The organism is Pseudomonas sp. S9 (genome assembly GCF_000222125.1).
Taxonomy (GTDB): domain Bacteria; phylum Pseudomonadota; class Gammaproteobacteria; order Pseudomonadales; family Pseudomonadaceae; genus Aquipseudomonas; species Aquipseudomonas segetis.
In genome coordinates, this window is sequence record NZ_AFFX01000003.1 from 201,007 (window position 1) to 215,479 (window position 14,473).

The 14,473-nt window shown below is 58.0% G+C and carries 13 protein-coding genes and 1 pseudogene; 4 read left to right on the forward strand and 10 right to left on the reverse strand.

Annotation, left to right across the window (positions count from 1 at the left end):
- Window positions 1–39: 39 nt before the first annotated feature.
- Window positions 40–1,107 (forward strand): annotated as a pseudogene (locus PSES9_RS23125) (haloacid dehalogenase-like hydrolase).
- Window positions 1,108–1,146: 39 nt separating this feature from the next.
- Here PSES9_RS23125 and PSES9_RS0107650 read toward each other — a convergent pair.
- The 10 genes from PSES9_RS0107650 to gshB form a co-directional block, all read right to left on the reverse strand.
- Window positions 1,147–2,805, reverse strand: coding sequence for a Na/Pi cotransporter family protein (locus PSES9_RS0107650; RefSeq protein WP_010485660.1), 1,659 nt, complete (start codon window positions 2,803–2,805; stop codon window positions 1,147–1,149).
- A gap of 218 nt (window positions 2,806–3,023) precedes the next feature.
- Window positions 3,024–3,854 (reverse strand): ammonia-dependent NAD(+) synthetase, encoded by an 831-nt coding sequence (gene nadE / locus PSES9_RS0107655; RefSeq protein WP_010485662.1) that lies wholly within the window; start codon window positions 3,852–3,854, stop codon window positions 3,024–3,026.
- A 329-nt stretch (window positions 3,855–4,183) separates the two neighbouring features.
- Window positions 4,184–6,334 carry an ergothioneine biosynthesis protein EgtB gene (gene egtB / locus PSES9_RS0107660; RefSeq protein ID WP_010485664.1) on the reverse strand — a complete coding sequence of 717 codons (2,151 nt, stop codon included), beginning with the start codon at window positions 6,332–6,334 and terminating at the stop codon, window positions 4,184–4,186.
- A gap of 311 nt (window positions 6,335–6,645) precedes the next feature.
- Window positions 6,646–7,917, reverse strand: coding sequence for a dihydroorotase (locus PSES9_RS0107665; protein ID WP_010485665.1), 1,272 nt, complete (start codon window positions 7,915–7,917; stop codon window positions 6,646–6,648).
- Window positions 7,917–8,927 carry an aspartate carbamoyltransferase catalytic subunit gene (locus tag PSES9_RS0107670; RefSeq protein WP_010485667.1) on the reverse strand — a complete coding sequence of 337 codons (1,011 nt, stop codon included), beginning with the start codon at window positions 8,925–8,927 and terminating at the stop codon, window positions 7,917–7,919. Before PSES9_RS0107670 ends, PSES9_RS0107665 begins: the two co-directional genes overlap by 1 nt.
- 13 nt (window positions 8,928–8,940) lie before the next feature.
- Complete coding sequence (gene pyrR / locus PSES9_RS0107675) at window positions 8,941–9,447, reverse strand: bifunctional pyr operon transcriptional regulator/uracil phosphoribosyltransferase PyrR (RefSeq protein WP_010485669.1); 507 nt, start codon at window positions 9,445–9,447, stop codon at window positions 8,941–8,943.
- A 28-nt stretch (window positions 9,448–9,475) separates the two neighbouring features.
- Window positions 9,476–9,913, reverse strand: coding sequence for a Holliday junction resolvase RuvX (gene ruvX, locus PSES9_RS0107680; protein WP_010485670.1), 438 nt, complete (start codon window positions 9,911–9,913; stop codon window positions 9,476–9,478).
- A 12-nt stretch (window positions 9,914–9,925) separates the two neighbouring features.
- The gene (locus tag PSES9_RS0107685; RefSeq protein ID WP_010485673.1) at window positions 9,926–10,495 is read right to left on the reverse strand and encodes a YqgE/AlgH family protein; all 570 of its coding nucleotides are present in this window, start codon (window positions 10,493–10,495) and stop codon (window positions 9,926–9,928) included.
- A gap of 107 nt (window positions 10,496–10,602) precedes the next feature.
- A complete protein-coding gene (locus tag PSES9_RS0107690) occupies window positions 10,603–11,499 on the reverse strand; it encodes an energy transducer TonB (protein ID WP_010485674.1) in 897 nt (298 codons plus the stop codon).
- Window positions 11,500–11,702: 203 nt separating this feature from the next.
- Window positions 11,703–12,659 (reverse strand): glutathione synthase, encoded by a 957-nt coding sequence (gene gshB / locus PSES9_RS0107695; protein ID WP_010485675.1) that lies wholly within the window; start codon window positions 12,657–12,659, stop codon window positions 11,703–11,705.
- 393 nt (window positions 12,660–13,052) lie between these two features.
- Between gshB and pilG the strand changes: the two genes are divergently transcribed.
- From pilG to PSES9_RS0107715, 3 genes are read left to right on the forward strand one after another with little or no spacing between them, the layout of a single operon-like run.
- Window positions 13,053–13,460, forward strand: coding sequence for a twitching motility response regulator PilG (pilG, locus tag PSES9_RS0107705; RefSeq protein ID WP_010485676.1), 408 nt, complete (start codon window positions 13,053–13,055; stop codon window positions 13,458–13,460).
- A gap of 43 nt (window positions 13,461–13,503) precedes the next feature.
- On the forward strand, window positions 13,504–13,869 hold the full coding sequence (gene pilH / locus PSES9_RS0107710; RefSeq protein ID WP_010485677.1) for a twitching motility response regulator PilH: 366 nt from the start codon (window positions 13,504–13,506) through the stop codon (window positions 13,867–13,869).
- A 44-nt stretch (window positions 13,870–13,913) separates the two neighbouring features.
- Complete coding sequence (locus tag PSES9_RS0107715) at window positions 13,914–14,450, forward strand: chemotaxis protein CheW (protein ID WP_010485680.1); 537 nt, start codon at window positions 13,914–13,916, stop codon at window positions 14,448–14,450.
- Window positions 14,451–14,473 lie beyond the last annotated feature (23 nt).

Genomic DNA, 14,473 nt, shown 5'->3' on the forward strand with positions numbered 1-14,473 from the left:
TGTTACGGTTGTTTCTTCTACTAAAAAGAGAGAACCGTTATGAAGCTCGCGCCAAAATTGCTGGCCGCTACACTTTGCCTGGGTTTGAGCCTGGGCGTAGCGGGCCAGGCGTTCTCCACCGAGCTCAAGCATTGGCCAGCACCGGCAGCCAAGCAACTTGAGGCCATGATTGCAGCGAATGCCAACAAGGGTAACTACGCTGTCTTTGACATGGATAACACCAGCTACCGCAACGACCTGGAAGAGTCGCTGCTGCCGTTCATGGAGAACAAAGGGCTGATCACCCGTGAAAAACTCGATCCCTCCCTCAAGCTGATTCCGTTCAAGGACACCGCTGACCACAAGGAAAGCCTGTTCAGCTATTACTATCGCCTTTGCGAAGTGGACGACATGGTTTGTTATCCATGGGTTGCGCAGGTGTTTTCCGGCTTCACGCTGCAGGAGCTCAAGGGCTATGTCGACCAGATGATGGCCTCGGGCAAGCCCGTTCCCAGCACCTATTACGATGGCGATACGGTCAAGACCATTGAAGTCTAGCCACCAAAGGTGTTTGCCGGTCAGGTTGAGCTGTACAACAAGCTGATGGAAAACGGCATTGAGGTGTATGTGGTGAGCGCGGCATCAGAGGAGCTGGTGCGCATGGTCGCTTCAGACCCAAAATACGGCTACAAGGTCAAACCGCAGAACGTAATCGGCGTTTCGCTGCTGCTCAAGAATCGTCAAACCCAGGAGCTGACGACCGCACGCAAGCAAGTCGCCGCAGGCACATATGATGAGCAGGCCAATCTCGGTCTTGAACTGACCCCGTACCTATGGACGCCAGCCACTTGGATGGCAGGCAAGCAGGGCGCCATCCTGACTTATATCGACCAGTGGAAAAAACCAATCCTGGTGGCTGGCGATACCCCAGACAGCGATGGCTACATGCTGTTTCACGGCGTCGACGTCAGCAAAGGCGGGATTCACCTCTGGGTCAACCGCAAAGACAAGTACATGAACCAGCTCAACGGCATGATTAAGACCAACGCCGAGGCGCAGGCCAAGGAAGGTTTGCCGGTCACTGCGGACAAGAACTGGGTCATCGTCAAGCCAGATGATATCCAGTAAACGAGCACGGGCCAGGCGTTAACCTGCCTGGCCCTGTATTCAGGTTGTATGCTTGATTTCGGAAAGGTCATCCACCGCCAGCGCGCCGGTATCGGCAGTTTCCAGCACGGCGTAGGCGCTGCTGCAAAACAGTGAGTTCAAGCGCTTCATGTCGGCAATCAACTCCAGGTGCAACGAGCTGGTTTCGATGCTCTGCACTATCTTGCGTTGCAACCGGCTGACATGGGCGTGGGCCAGGCGGCGCTCCTGGGCGCGGAAGCGGCGCTTCTCCTTAAGCAGTTGGCGGGCGCTTTCCTTGTCGGAGCTGAGAAACACCGACAAGCCCAGGCGCAGGTTGGCAATGAGCTGGCTATGCAGCCCCGCCAACTCCTCCAGGCCTGTCTCGGAAAATGACCGGCGCTGCGAGGTCTTTTGCTGCTGCACCTTGCGCAGCATGCGCTCGATCAGGTCACTGGCGAGCTTGAGGTTGATCGCCAGTTCGATGGTCTCTGCCCAGCGACGGCTGTCCTGGTCGCTCAAGTCTTCCCGTGGCATCTGCGCCAGATACAGCTTGATGGCGCTGTAGAGCGTGTCAATGTCGTCGGTCAGGCGGCGTATCTCCTGGCTGACAGCGCTCTGCTTGCTATGCAGCACATCGCGCATGGTTTCGAGCATATTGTCGATCAAGTCGCCGATGCGCAGGGTTTCGCGCGCGGCATTGGCCAGCGCCAGGCTAGGGGTGGCCAGCGCTGCTGGATCGAGATGTCGTGCCTTGGCCGCGCCATTGGTTTCTGGTTTTTGCGGGAGCAGCCAGCTGCAGAGCTTGGCCATTGGACCCACGCTGGGCAGTAGCAGCAGGCAGCGCGCAGTGTTGTACAGCAGGTGAAAGCCAATGACGATTTCCTGATGGCTGAAGTCGAGGCTGTCGATCCAGGCCACCAGCGGGTCGAGCACTGGGATAATCAGTAGCAGGCCAATCAACTTGTACAGCAGGCTGCCAAGCGCCACCTGGCGGCCTGCCGTGTTCTGCATGCTGGTGCTGAGAAAGGCCAGCACGCCACTGCCGATGTTGGCGCCAATCACCAGGCCGATGGCCACGGGCAGGCCAATCAGGCCAGCACCTGCCAAGGTGGCGGTGAGCAATACGGCTGCAAGGCTGGAGTAGGAAATCATTGCGAACAGGGCACCGACCAGCGCATCGAGCAGAATGTCGCCGGTCAGTGATGCAAAGATCACTTTTACACCTTGTGCCTGTGTGATCGGCGCCGCCGACTCAACGATCAATTGCAGCGCCAGAATAATCAATCCCAGCCCGATGCTGACCCGGCCCATCTGCCCAAGCCGGGTTTGCTTGCGTGACAGGAAAAAGATCACGCCGATAAAGATCAGCAGTGGCGACAGCCATGACAAATCAAAGGTCAGCACCCGCGCCATCAAGGCCGTACCGACGTCAGCACCGAGCATGGTTGCCAGCGCCGGGGTCAGGCTCATCAGGCCTTGACCGACAAAGGAGGTGACCAGCATGGCGGTGGCGTTACTGCTCTGGACCAGTGCGGTGACGCCTATCCCGGCGATAAACGCCAGCCAGCGCCTGGACATGCTCTGGCTGATTACGCGGCGCAGGTTAGAGCCGTAAACCCGCAGGATGCCGGTTCGGACTATATGTGTGCCCCAAATCAACAAGGCCACGGCAGATAATAAATTGAGCAGGGTAAGCATGCTGGCTCCCTGTGCTGTTTAAACCCTGATGGGCAAGCCGACGGTGCCGTACGCGTTCTAGTTGTTACTTAAGCTGTAGTTGGCTTACGGCAATGACGCCAGCATCGCATAGCTGAACAGGGGATTGAAACAAAACCGTCATAAAGCGAGCGCGGTCGATGACAAAACCAATAAAGCCCGGAATATCCGGGCTTTATTGGGAGGCTCGAGTGTTGGACTTAGGTCGGGATGATCGGCAATTCGCGCTTGTGCGCCGTTTTCAGGTAGGCCGCTTCGATGATTTCGGCGGCGGCATCAGACACTGGCTTGCCAAGCAGGTAGTTGTCGATATCCATGTAGGTGCAGCCGTAGGCAACTTCATCGAGCTTGCCCGGCGCAAGTTCTTCCAGATCCGCAGTCGGCGCTTTGTGCACCAGGGATTCTGGCGCACCCAGTTGTTGGGCGAGGAGGCGAACCTGGCACTTGGTCAGGCCTGACAAGGGCGCCAAGTCACAAGCACCGTCCCCAAACTTGGTAAAGAAGCCCATGACCGCTTCGGCTGCGTGATCGGTGCCGACAACCAGGCCACCGACAAAATTGGCAATGGCGTACTGCGCGACCATGCGAGTGCGGGCCTTGACGTTGCCTTTGGCAAAGTCGCTCAGGCTTGGGCTTGGTTCAATGCCATCCAGCTGGATGCTGTTCATCAGGCCATCGACGGCATCGGCGATGTTCACGGCAGTCGACATGTCCGGCTGGATAAAGCCCAGCGCTGCCTGGGCGTCGTGCTCGTCTGCCTGGGTCTTGTACGGCAGGCGCACTGCGACGAACTTGGCGGCGTGGCCCTCGTCGCGCATTTCGCTGACGGCCAGCTGGCACAGGCGCCCGGCGGTTGAAGAGTCGACGCCGCCGCTGATTCCCAGTACCAGGGCCTTGGCGCCAGATTTGCGCAGTACGCCCTTGATGAATTCGATGCGGCGAGTGATTTCGGCTTTGGCGCTGCTCTCATCGATAATGCCTCGGTCAATGGCCAAGGCTGCCTGAATCTCTGATCGCAAAACTGGGTTCATTACACATTCACCTTTTGGGTTGTTCCAGCGCTGGCAAAAGCATCCTCAAGCCAGTACAGGCATTTTTAAGCAATTATCGGGCTACTTTAGCATCGCTCGCCCCGAAGTTTGTGGGCGAGCCTTGGGCAAATAGCATTTGCTGCCGGATTTTATGGGCGTGCATTCTATTCAGTATCTGGCGGTTTTAAGCGAACCTCAAAACGCCATGCCGCAAAAGGTATCCGCCCAGGGCAGCGCTACCGGAGGCTGATCTTTTTTGGTGCAGGATGAGCCCTGCCATACAGGCTCTGCCAAGCCGCCCGATGTTTGCCATCGGGCGCTCTATGCCTTCAGCCAGCCGCTTGGCTGAGCCTGAACAGGCCAACCTGCGGTGCTTCGCTGATCCAATGCTGGGCAACATTCCAGCCAGCCTCTGCAGCCATTGCAGTGAATGATTCGACACTGAATTTATGGGAGTTTTCGGTGTGCAGGCTCTCGCCCTCGGCGAAGGTGAAGCGTTGGCCGGCAATGGTCACGGTTTGAGGAACCAGGCTGAGCAGGTGCATTTCCATGCGTTGTTTTACCGGGTTCCAAAGCGCCTGGTGGGCGAAGTTGCTCAGGTCAAAATCCGCGCCCAGTTCACGGTTGATGCGCACCAGCAGGTTTTTATTGAAGCTGGGGGTTCCCCCCGCCGCATCGTCGTAGGCCGTTTCAAGGATATCGACAGGTTTGACCATGTCGACGCCGACAATAAATTGCGCCTCATTGCCCAATATGGTTTTGGCCGACTTGAGGAATGCTACCGCTTGCTGCTGATTGAAATTGCCGATTGTCGAGCCGGGAAAAAAACCGATCCGTGGACGTTGGTTGATAGCTGCTGGCAGGGCCAGGGTGCGGGTGAAGTCACCGACTTGAGGAACGACATGCAAGGCCGGATAGCGCTCGGCTAGGCGCTGCGCGGCTTGTTGCAAGGCATCCGGGCAGATATCAATGGGCACATAGGCACCCAGCTGCGGGGCAGCATCAAGCAGCAGGCAGGTTTTATCGCTGGCACCGCTGCCAAATTCGACCAGCGCGCTACCGGGAGCAAAGGTGGCGGCTATTTCACCGGCAACATCGCCCAGCAGACGAGTCTCTGCGCGGGTTGGGTAGTATTCGGCGGTTTTGCAGATGTCCTCGAACAGCGCTGAACCGGCGGCATCGTAGAAGTATTTGGGCGGTATGCTCTTGTGGTCTGCGGCCAGGCCGTTGAGTACATCGCGCCGGAATGAGCTGTGCTCGTCAGTCAGTGGCTTGTGGCTGTCTCGCGCCAATCGCAGTCCGCTCAGGACCCAGCGTTTTTCCGGGTGGAAAAAATTGCGGTAGCTCAGGCGGGTATGGCCGGGGCTGGTGAAACTGGCACCGCCACGCAAGACCATCTGGTTGATCATGAACTTGCCGTTGTATTCGCCAACGGCGCCGGGCGCTGGACGAAAGCCCGGATAGGGGCTGTAAGGGCTTTGCGTCCACTGCCAGGCAATGTCATCGACCTGTTGCAGCTGGCCCGACTGGGCCGCAGCTTCCCATTCCGCTTCGGTCGGCAGGCGGGCGCCAGCCCAGCAGGCAAAGGCAGCTGCTTCGTAATAGCTGATATGGGTCACTGGCGCATCGAGATCCACCGGCTCCAGGCCGCCCAAGGTCATCTGGCTCCAGCCGTCCTGGCTCGGTTGCCAGTAGAACGGTGATTGCCAGTCCTGGCTGCGTACCGTGTCCCAGCCTTCAGCCAGCCACAACTCCGGCCGTGTATAGCCGCCGTCGTCCATGAACTCAAGCCATTGTGCATTGGTCACCAGGCGATCGCTGATCTCGAATGGCTGCAAGTAGGTGGTGTGTCGGGGGCCTTCGTTGTCGAAAGCAAAGCCCTGGCCTTGGTGGCCGATCTCGACCAGGCCACCGGCATGGGCCTTGAACTGGCCCTTGCGCCCACGGGAGGTTTTATTCCAGCGCCGGTCGTAAACCGGTTTCAGCGAGGAGGTGCTGAACAGGTGGAGAATATCCATCAACAACAGCTCTTGGTGCTGTTCTTCATGGGCCAGCCCCAGTTCGATCAACTTGTGCTGTGCAGGGCTCGGCGGGGTTTGCAGCAGCTCGGCCATGTGTTGGTCGACATGCTTGCGGTAGGCGAGCACTTGCTCGGCGCTGGGGCGGGTCATCAGGCCGCGTTGTGGGCGGGGATGGCGCGGGCCGACGGCTTCGTAATAGGAGTTGAACAGGTAGCTGAAGCTGGGATCGAATAAACCGTAGTTAACCAGGTGCGGGGCGAGCAGGAATGTCTCGAAAAACCAGCTTGTATGTGCGATGTGCCACTTTGTCGGGCTGGCATCGGGCATGGATTGGACCACCATGTCTTCATGGCTGAGTGGTGCGATCAAGGATTCGGTACGGCCCCTGACGGCGAGGTAGCGATCAAGCAACTGGTTTTGGGTGTGCTTTGGGTTCAGGGCTCTTAGTGTGCTGCTCATCAACTTTTGTCTCCGCTGTTTAGGCTGGTCATTGTTGAGGCTGGCTGAAGGCTAAGGTTACGGCTGGCTGGGAAATTAATTGGCCGGGTCATGGCCGGGAAGCCTGAAGCTGGCTTGGCGATAATTGATCTGGCGTGCTGCGCCATGAATAAATCAGAGTCGGTTTTTCGAATAAGGTTTCAGCTTAGACCGCTATTGGCATTGTCGGGCAGACAAAGCAAAAAACTGCCCGGCGGCAGTTTTTATCGAGAGGCTGGTGTGCTTGTTGGGTGATGGCGGCTGCATGTGCCGGGCATGCAGCCGCCAACCGGTCAGGCCTGGTAGCAGGTATGCCCGTCGACCATGGTGTAGCGCACCGCGCTCGGCAGGCAATGGCCGATAAAGGGGCTGTTGCTGCCCTTCGAGAACCAGGTTTCCCCAGCCAGCGTTGACCCTTGAGGATCAAATAGCAGGATGTCTGCCGCCTGGCCTACGGCAAGGGTGCCTGCCGGCAGGCGCAAGGCCGTGGCAGGACCGATGGTCAGGCGCTGGAGTAGTGTCGGCAGGTCGATCAGGCCGTCCTGCACCAGGGTCATGGCCAGGGGCAGCAATAGCTGGACACTACTGATGCCCGGCTCTGTCGCGCCGAAGGGCGCCAGCTTGGCGTCGGCTTCGTGCGGTTGGTGATGGCTGCAGATTGCCTGGATAGTGCCATCCTTGACAGCTTGGCGCAGGCCGTCGCGATCCGTTGCGGTGCGCAGCGGCGGCTGCACGTGATAGAGGCTGGAGAAGCCTTGCAGCGCCTCGTCAGTAAGAATCAGCTGGTAGAGCGCAACATCGGCGGTGACCTTCAGGCCGCGTGCTTGCGCCTCGGCAATCAGCTGCGCGCCACGTGCACTGGTCAATTGGCTGAAGTGGGCGCGCACGCCCGTTTGTTCAACCAGCAACAGGTTGCGGGCCAGGGCGACAGTTTCGGCCGTCTCGGGAATGCCGGGCAAGCCAAGGAAGCTGGCCCTTGCGCCTTCGTGGGCCAGGCCGCCTTCGGCCAGGTCGTGGTCTTGCGAGTGAAATATTACCGTGAGGTCGAATGTGGCGGCGTATTCCATGGCGCGGCGCAGCGTACGGCTGTTGCGGAAGCAATCCAGGCCGTTGCTGAATGCCACGCAGCCGGCATCGCGCAATGCAACCAACTCGGCCAGTTGCTCGCCTTCCAGGCCCTTGCTCAGTGCGCCGATAGGGAAGACCTTGGTGTGCCCGGCTTCACGGGCACGGTCGAGGATCATCTCGGCCACGGCCGGTGTGTCGAGTACCGGCTTGGTAAATGGCGGGCAGCACAGGCTGGTGACGCCACCGGCTGCCGCTGCCAGGGTTTCTGTGGCAATGCTGCCTTTGCGGCTGTAGCCGGGCTCGCGCAGCGCCACGTTGAGGTCGACCAGGCCGGGCGCTGCAACCAGGCCGTTGGCGTCGAGGTTGTGTTCAGCGCTGAAATTCGCTGGCGCATCACCAATGGCGGTAATCACGCCGCCTTCGATAAACAGGTCGCTGACTTGGTCGAGGCCGCTGTTCGGATCAATTACGCGGGCGCCGAGGATACGGGTACGCATCAGTTCTGCTCCTCGGATTCCTGGTTGAGTTGACGTTGAGTGTTTTGCCCGCTCATGGCCATGGACAGCACCGCCATGCGGATGGCGATGCCGTAGGTCACCTGATTGAGGATCACCGATTGCGGGCCGGCGGCCACCGCTGACTCGATTTCCACGCCACGGTTGATCGGGCCTGGGTGCATGACCAGAGCATCGGGCTTGGCCAATTTCAGGCGCTGTTCGGTCAGGCCGAACAGGCGGTAGAACTCACCTTCGCTGGGCAGCAACCCGCCCTGCATCCGTTCACGTTGCAGGCGCAGCATAATCACCACGTCGACATCCTTGAGCCCGGCGTCCATGTTGCTGTAGGTGGTCACGCCAAATTGCTCGATGCCAACTGGCAGCAGGGTTTTCGGGGCAATTACGCGGATATCCGGGCAGCCCAGGGTCTTCAGGGCGATCATGTTCGAGCGCGCGACACGCGAATGCAGGATATCGCCGACAATGGCGACCGAGAGATTCTCGAAGCTGCCTTTGTGGCGACGAATGGTGATCATGTCGAGCATCCCTTGGGTCGGGTGCGAGTGACGGCCGTCGCCACCGTTGATAATGGCCACGTCCGGGCACACGTGCTCGGCGATGAAGTGCGCCGCGCCTGAGTCACCGTGGCGCACCACGAACATGTCCGCAGCCATGGCTTCAAGGTTGCGCAAGGTGTCGAACAGTGACTCGCCCTTGCTGGTCGAGGAAGTCGAGACGTTCAGGGTAATGACGTCAGCGGACAGGCGCTGCGCCGCCAGTTCGAAGGTGGTGCGGGTGCGTGTGGAGTTCTCGAAGAATACGTTGCACACGGTCTTGCCGCGCAGCAGTGGGACTTTCTTCACCGCCCTGGCACCGACTTCGAGGAATGAGTCGGCGGTGTCGAGGATCTCGGTCAGTAGCTCACGCGGTAGGTCATCAAGCGAAAGAAAATGGCGCAACTGACCTTGGTCATTGAGTTGCAGAGGTCGTTTGGCTTCTGTCGGCGTCATCGCGGTAGGGGTCTCAGTTTGTGAGCGTTTGCAGCTCAAGAGTGAGCGGAGTCGGTCCTGATAATTTTACCCGTTGCTCGCCAGGCAGTGACAGGGTTGCGCCGACCACATCCGGGCGAATCGGCAAGTCGCGAGCATCCAGGTCGAGCAGGCTGACCAGGCTGATACTGGCCGGGCGACCGTAGTCGAACAGCTCGTTCATGGCGGCGCGCATGGTCCGCCCGCTCATCAGCACGTCGTCTATCAACACAATGTGCTGGCCTTCGATCTCAAACGGTAGCTCAGAAGGCTGGACCTGTGGATGCAGGCCGTTCTGGGTGAAATCGTCGCGGTAGAACGAAACATCAAGAATGCCCAGTGGCTCTTCATTGCCGAGGGTTTCAAGCAATGCCTGCGCAACCCACACGCCGCCAGTGCGGATACCAATGAAGCGCGGTGTGCTGATCTGCCGTTTATTCAGGTGGCTGATTAGCGCGCTGGCCATTTCGGGCAGCAGTTGGGCGGGATCGGGTAGGTTCATCACAAGCTCCTTGGACACTGAGCCGGGCTCAGCCTGAAATATGTTCTTGCAGCCATCCTTCGAGCAGCAGTGCCGCCGCCAATGCATCCACTGGGCGCTCGCGGTAACCGCTATTTTGGCCTTGCTGCAAGCGTTCGCCCTTGGCCGCATAGGTCGTCAGGCGTTCGTCGTGGGTGTGGACCGGCAGATTAAAGCGACCATGGAGGCGGCGCGCGAACTTCTGAGCACGCTCGCTCATGTCGCTCGGGCTGCCATCCATGTTCAGTGGCAAGCCGACCACTATTGCATCGGGCTGCCATTCGCGTACCAGGGCTTCGACTTTTTGCCAGTCGGGTACGCCGTTCTGTGCCTTGAGAATGCACAATTCGCGGGCCTGGCCAGTAACTACCTGGCCGACAGCCACACCAATCTGCTTGGTGCCGTAATCGAAACCGAGTAATAAACGCAGCGCGTTCGGGCTAGTCACAGGTTGGCTCCATCAAGCATGGCCTGCTTGTGAGGTCAGCAGGCTCAAATTGATGCCAAGCTGCGATGCGGCGGCATTGAGGCGCTGGTCATAGGGCAGGTCGAACAGGATGTTCTGCGTCGCCGGGCAGGTCAGCCAGGCGTTATCGGCGATTTCAGCTTCCAGTTGGCCTGCATCCCAGCCGGCATAGCCGAGGGTGATCAGGTATTTGTCAGGGCCGGTACCGGCGGCGATTGCAAAAAGCACATCCTGTGAAGTGGTCAGGCCCAGTTCGCCAAGCTCAAGGGTGGCTTGGTAGCTGTCGCCAGCAGGATGCAGGACAAAACCGCGGTCAGTCTGTACCGGGCCGCCGCTGAAGATCGGCAGGCTCTCGCAGATAGCCGGTGGCTCGCTGTCTTCGCTGAGTTGTTCGAGGACGTCCGCCAGGTTAAGGCCATTTGGGCGGTTTATCACCAAGCCCATGGCGCCTTGCTCGTTGTGATCAACGATATAGGTGACGGTTTGTGCAAAGTGCTCATCGGCCATGTGCGGCATGGCAATGAGCAACTGATGTTTGAGGTAGCTAGGGCTGGCATCTTTCATGAGCGCTAGCTTAAAGCCTGCGACCTGAGCCGGGAAGCCAAAACAGGGATTTACTCAATGGGCTGGCGATAAAAAACCAGCAGATGGAGTAAATAGTCCTGCCAGGGCTAGTTGCTCGACAAACGGTCGCCGCGCTCAAAGCGCCAGGTGCGGATGATTTCCAGGCGGTCGACATCTGCCAGGTCACCGCTGAAGGGCGCATAGGGCGCTGCCAGTCGCACAATTCGCAGCGCCGCTTTGTCGAGCAGTGGCTGGCCGGACGACTCCAGTACCAGCACTTCATGCAGGCTGCCGTCACGGTTGATCGATACCAGCATGCGCAGGCTGCCGTAGATTTGCTTGCGCCGGGCGTCGTCCGGGTAGTTGAGGTTGCCGATGCGTTCAACCTTCTTGCGCCACTCGTCCTTGTACCAGGCACCCTTGTCGCGCATGGTCGAGGCTGCGTTGAGGCGCACAATCTTGGGTCGCTTGGCATATTGCTGGACTTCTTGTGCCAGCTCGGCTTCAAGGCTGGCGATTTCGCTGCTCAGTTGCTCGCGGTCGAAGGTCGGCGCCTCGCGGGTGGGTTCGACTTGCTTGACCTTTTCCTGCTTGGCCTGGACCTTCTGCGGTTGTGGCTTCTTGGTGGCCACGACCTTTTTCGGTTCTTGCTTGGGCACTGGGGGTGGTTGTGGTGCCGCTGGGGGTGTCACGTGCTTGACTTGGGTGTCCTGGAAGGGGGCCTGTTCGGTGGTTTTCGGTGCCGCCTTGTGGTCGAGCGTGCCGCTGCCCTGCTGATTGTCCTGGGCCAGGAAGTCCGCCTCTTTGGGCTTTTCTTCACTTTTGAAGGTCGACAGGGTGATTTCCAGGGTCTTGCTGATGGTTACCGGGTCAGCCAGGCTGAAGCTCAAGCCAAGAATCAACGCGATATGCAGCACGGCTGCCAGGAACAGCGTGAAGCCCAGTCGATCTGCTGGCTTGACTGCAGAAGAAGGTGTGTTTGTGGTCTTGGCTGGTGATTTCATGAAATAAGGTTCAGCTCGGAATGCCGCGCAGTCTGCCGACTAGAGGCCATGGCCTGCAAGTTTCAAGTGCAAAGCTGCTACCTGCTTCAAACTTGTGTCCTGGCTGGTGCTACTTAATTTACGCCTAGGCGAGGCAGTGCCAAAAGGCCCCCAAGCCCTGAATCCTGGTGGTGCGTGCGTCGATTCAGGGCTTGTTGCTCAAGTTATTTGCCGGCCTTGAGTTTGTCGGAAATGACATCCATTAGCCGTTCAGCGATCTTGGTGTCATAGGCTGCATCGATTTCACGGATGCAGGTTGGACTGGTGACGTTGATTTCGGTCAGGTTGTCGCCAATTACATCCAGGCCCACGAACAGCAAGCCTTTTTCACGCAAGGTAGGGCCGATGCCCTGGGCAATTTCCAGGTCCCGTGCGCTCAATGGGCGCGCCTCGCCGCGTCCACCTGCGGCCAGGTTGCCACGGGTTTCGCCCGCTGCGGGAATTCGCGCCAGGCAGTAGGGCACCGGTTCGCCGTCGATCATCAGAATGCGCTTGTCACCATCGACAATGGCAGGCAGATAGCCTTGCGCCATGATTTGCTGGGTGTCGTGTGCGGTCAGCGTTTCCAGGATTACCGACAGGTTTGGGTCGCCCTGGCGATGACGGAAAATCATCGAGCCGCCCATGCCGTCGAGGGGCTTGAGGATGACGTCGCCTTGTTCGCGGGCAAACTCGCGCAGGATGTCGGCGCGCCGGCTGACGATGGTTTCCGGGGTGAACTGCGGGAATTGGGTGGCAAAGAGCTTTTCGTTGCAGTCGCGCAGGCTTTGCGGGCGGTTTACCACCAGGCTGCCAGCATTCTCGGCCTGTTCCAGCAGATAGGTCGCATAGACGAATTCATTGTCGAACGGCGGGTCCCTTCGCATCAGGATTAAATCCAGGTCCGACAGCAGCATGTCTTGTTCCGCGCCGAGTTCAAACCAGTGCTCGGGGTCGTAAAACACCTTGAGCGGGCAAACACGGGCGCGGGCCTGGCCTTTGGCCTGGTACAGATCCTTGACCTCCATGTAGAACAGCGACCAGTCACGGGCCTGGGCTGCGAGGAGCATGGCCAGGGAGCTGTCCTTCTTGAAAGATATCTGCGCGATAGGATCCATGACGATGCCGACACGAACGGTCATGTATTTTTCTCCGTAAAGTCACAATGTGAGCTGTTAATAAGATGTTGGAGACTATACACGAGCCTTTAATTGGCGCTGATTGTGTAGTCGTTCAAGGAAAAAACCTTAGGCGTCGGTAGCTTATAGCTTGCATCTGGAGAGTGTGCTAAAAAGGCCGAATGATCAGGGTAACAATCTATTGGCGTCAGATGTTCAGGCGTCAATCTAAGGAGCCTGTTCAAAGGCTGTGTCCGCACTGCTCACACGCGATAAACCGCCTGGCACCGACAAAATCAGGGTGACGGGGCGGTTGAAGATTATTGTGTTTTGACGCGACATCATTAGATGGGCGGTCGAGCTGAACTGGCTCCAGCAGAAAAAATAATGACTCACCGAGGCGATGGTAGGGCAAACATGGAACAGCATTCCGAGGGTTTGAGAGTAATGGTCATTGACGATTCGAAAACGATTCGTCGAACCGCAGAAACCCTGCTCAAGAAAGTGGGTTGCGATGTAATTACTGCAGTAGATGGTTTCGATGCCTTGGCAAAAATTGCCGATACCCATCCGAACATTATTTTTGTCGATATCATGATGCCGCGTCTTGATGGTTATCAGACGTGCGCCCTGATCAAGAATAATAGCGCTTTCAAATCCACGCCGGTGATCATGCTGTCCTCGAAGGATGGGCTGTTCGATAAAGCCAAAGGGCGAATCGTGGGCTCCGATCAATACCTGACCAAACCCTTCAGTAAGGAAGAGTTGCTCGGTGCGATCAAAAACCATGTGCCTGACTTTATGCCGGTGGAACAAGCATCCTGACATCCGTATACGTACCGATGTCCTTTAAGTAGTGAGACGCACCATGGCTCGAATTCTGATTGTTGATGACTCGCCGACCGAGATGTACAAGCTGACCGCAATGCTGGAAAAGCACGGTCATGAAGTATTGAAGGCGGAAAATGGCGCCGATGGCGTTGCCCTGGCTCGCCAGGAAAAACCAGACGCGGTATTGATGGATATCGTGATGCCCGGGCTGAACGGCTTCCAGGCGACACGTCAATTGACCAAGGATGCGGACACCAATCACATTCCAGTGATCATCGTCACCACCAAGGATCAGGAAACTGACAAGGTCTGGGGTAAGCGCCAAGGCGCTAAAGACTACCTGACCAAGCCGATTGATGAAGACACGCTGCTGAAAACGCTGAACGCTGTGCTGGCCGGTTAATTCCGCGCCAGTAGGCAAACTCTAACCAAAAGGCTGCAGTGGGCATGTCCGACGCACAAACACCCTTTGAAAAACTTCTCGAGATCGACCAGCGCTGTCGTGCGCTTGCGGCTGGCTTGCCTATGCAGCAAACCGCGCAGCAGACGTGGAGTGGTATCGGGTTCCGGATGGGGGAGCGTTTGTTCGTGGCACCGATGGGTGAGGTCGGTGAGGTATTGCATGAACCACGTTATACCTTGTTGCCAGGCGTGAAGAGCTGGGTCAAGGGTGTGGCAAACGTGCGTGGTCGCTTGCTTCCGGTCATGGACCTGTGTGGTTTCCTGGGTAATGAGTTGTCGCCACTGCGCAAGCAGCGGCGGGTGTTGGTGGTGGACCATCAAGAGATCTTTGCCGGCCTGACGGTCGATGAAGTCTTTGGTATGCAGCACTTTTCGGTGGATACATTCTCCGAAGATCTGCCTCCACTGGAAACATCGGTAGCGCCGTTTATTCATGGCGTCTTTCAACGTGAGCAAGCTTGGTTGGTGTTCAGCCCATTTGCGCTGGCACAGAACCCAGACTTTCTAGCGGTAGCATTTTAATAAGATTTTCGGTTGGGTCGGCT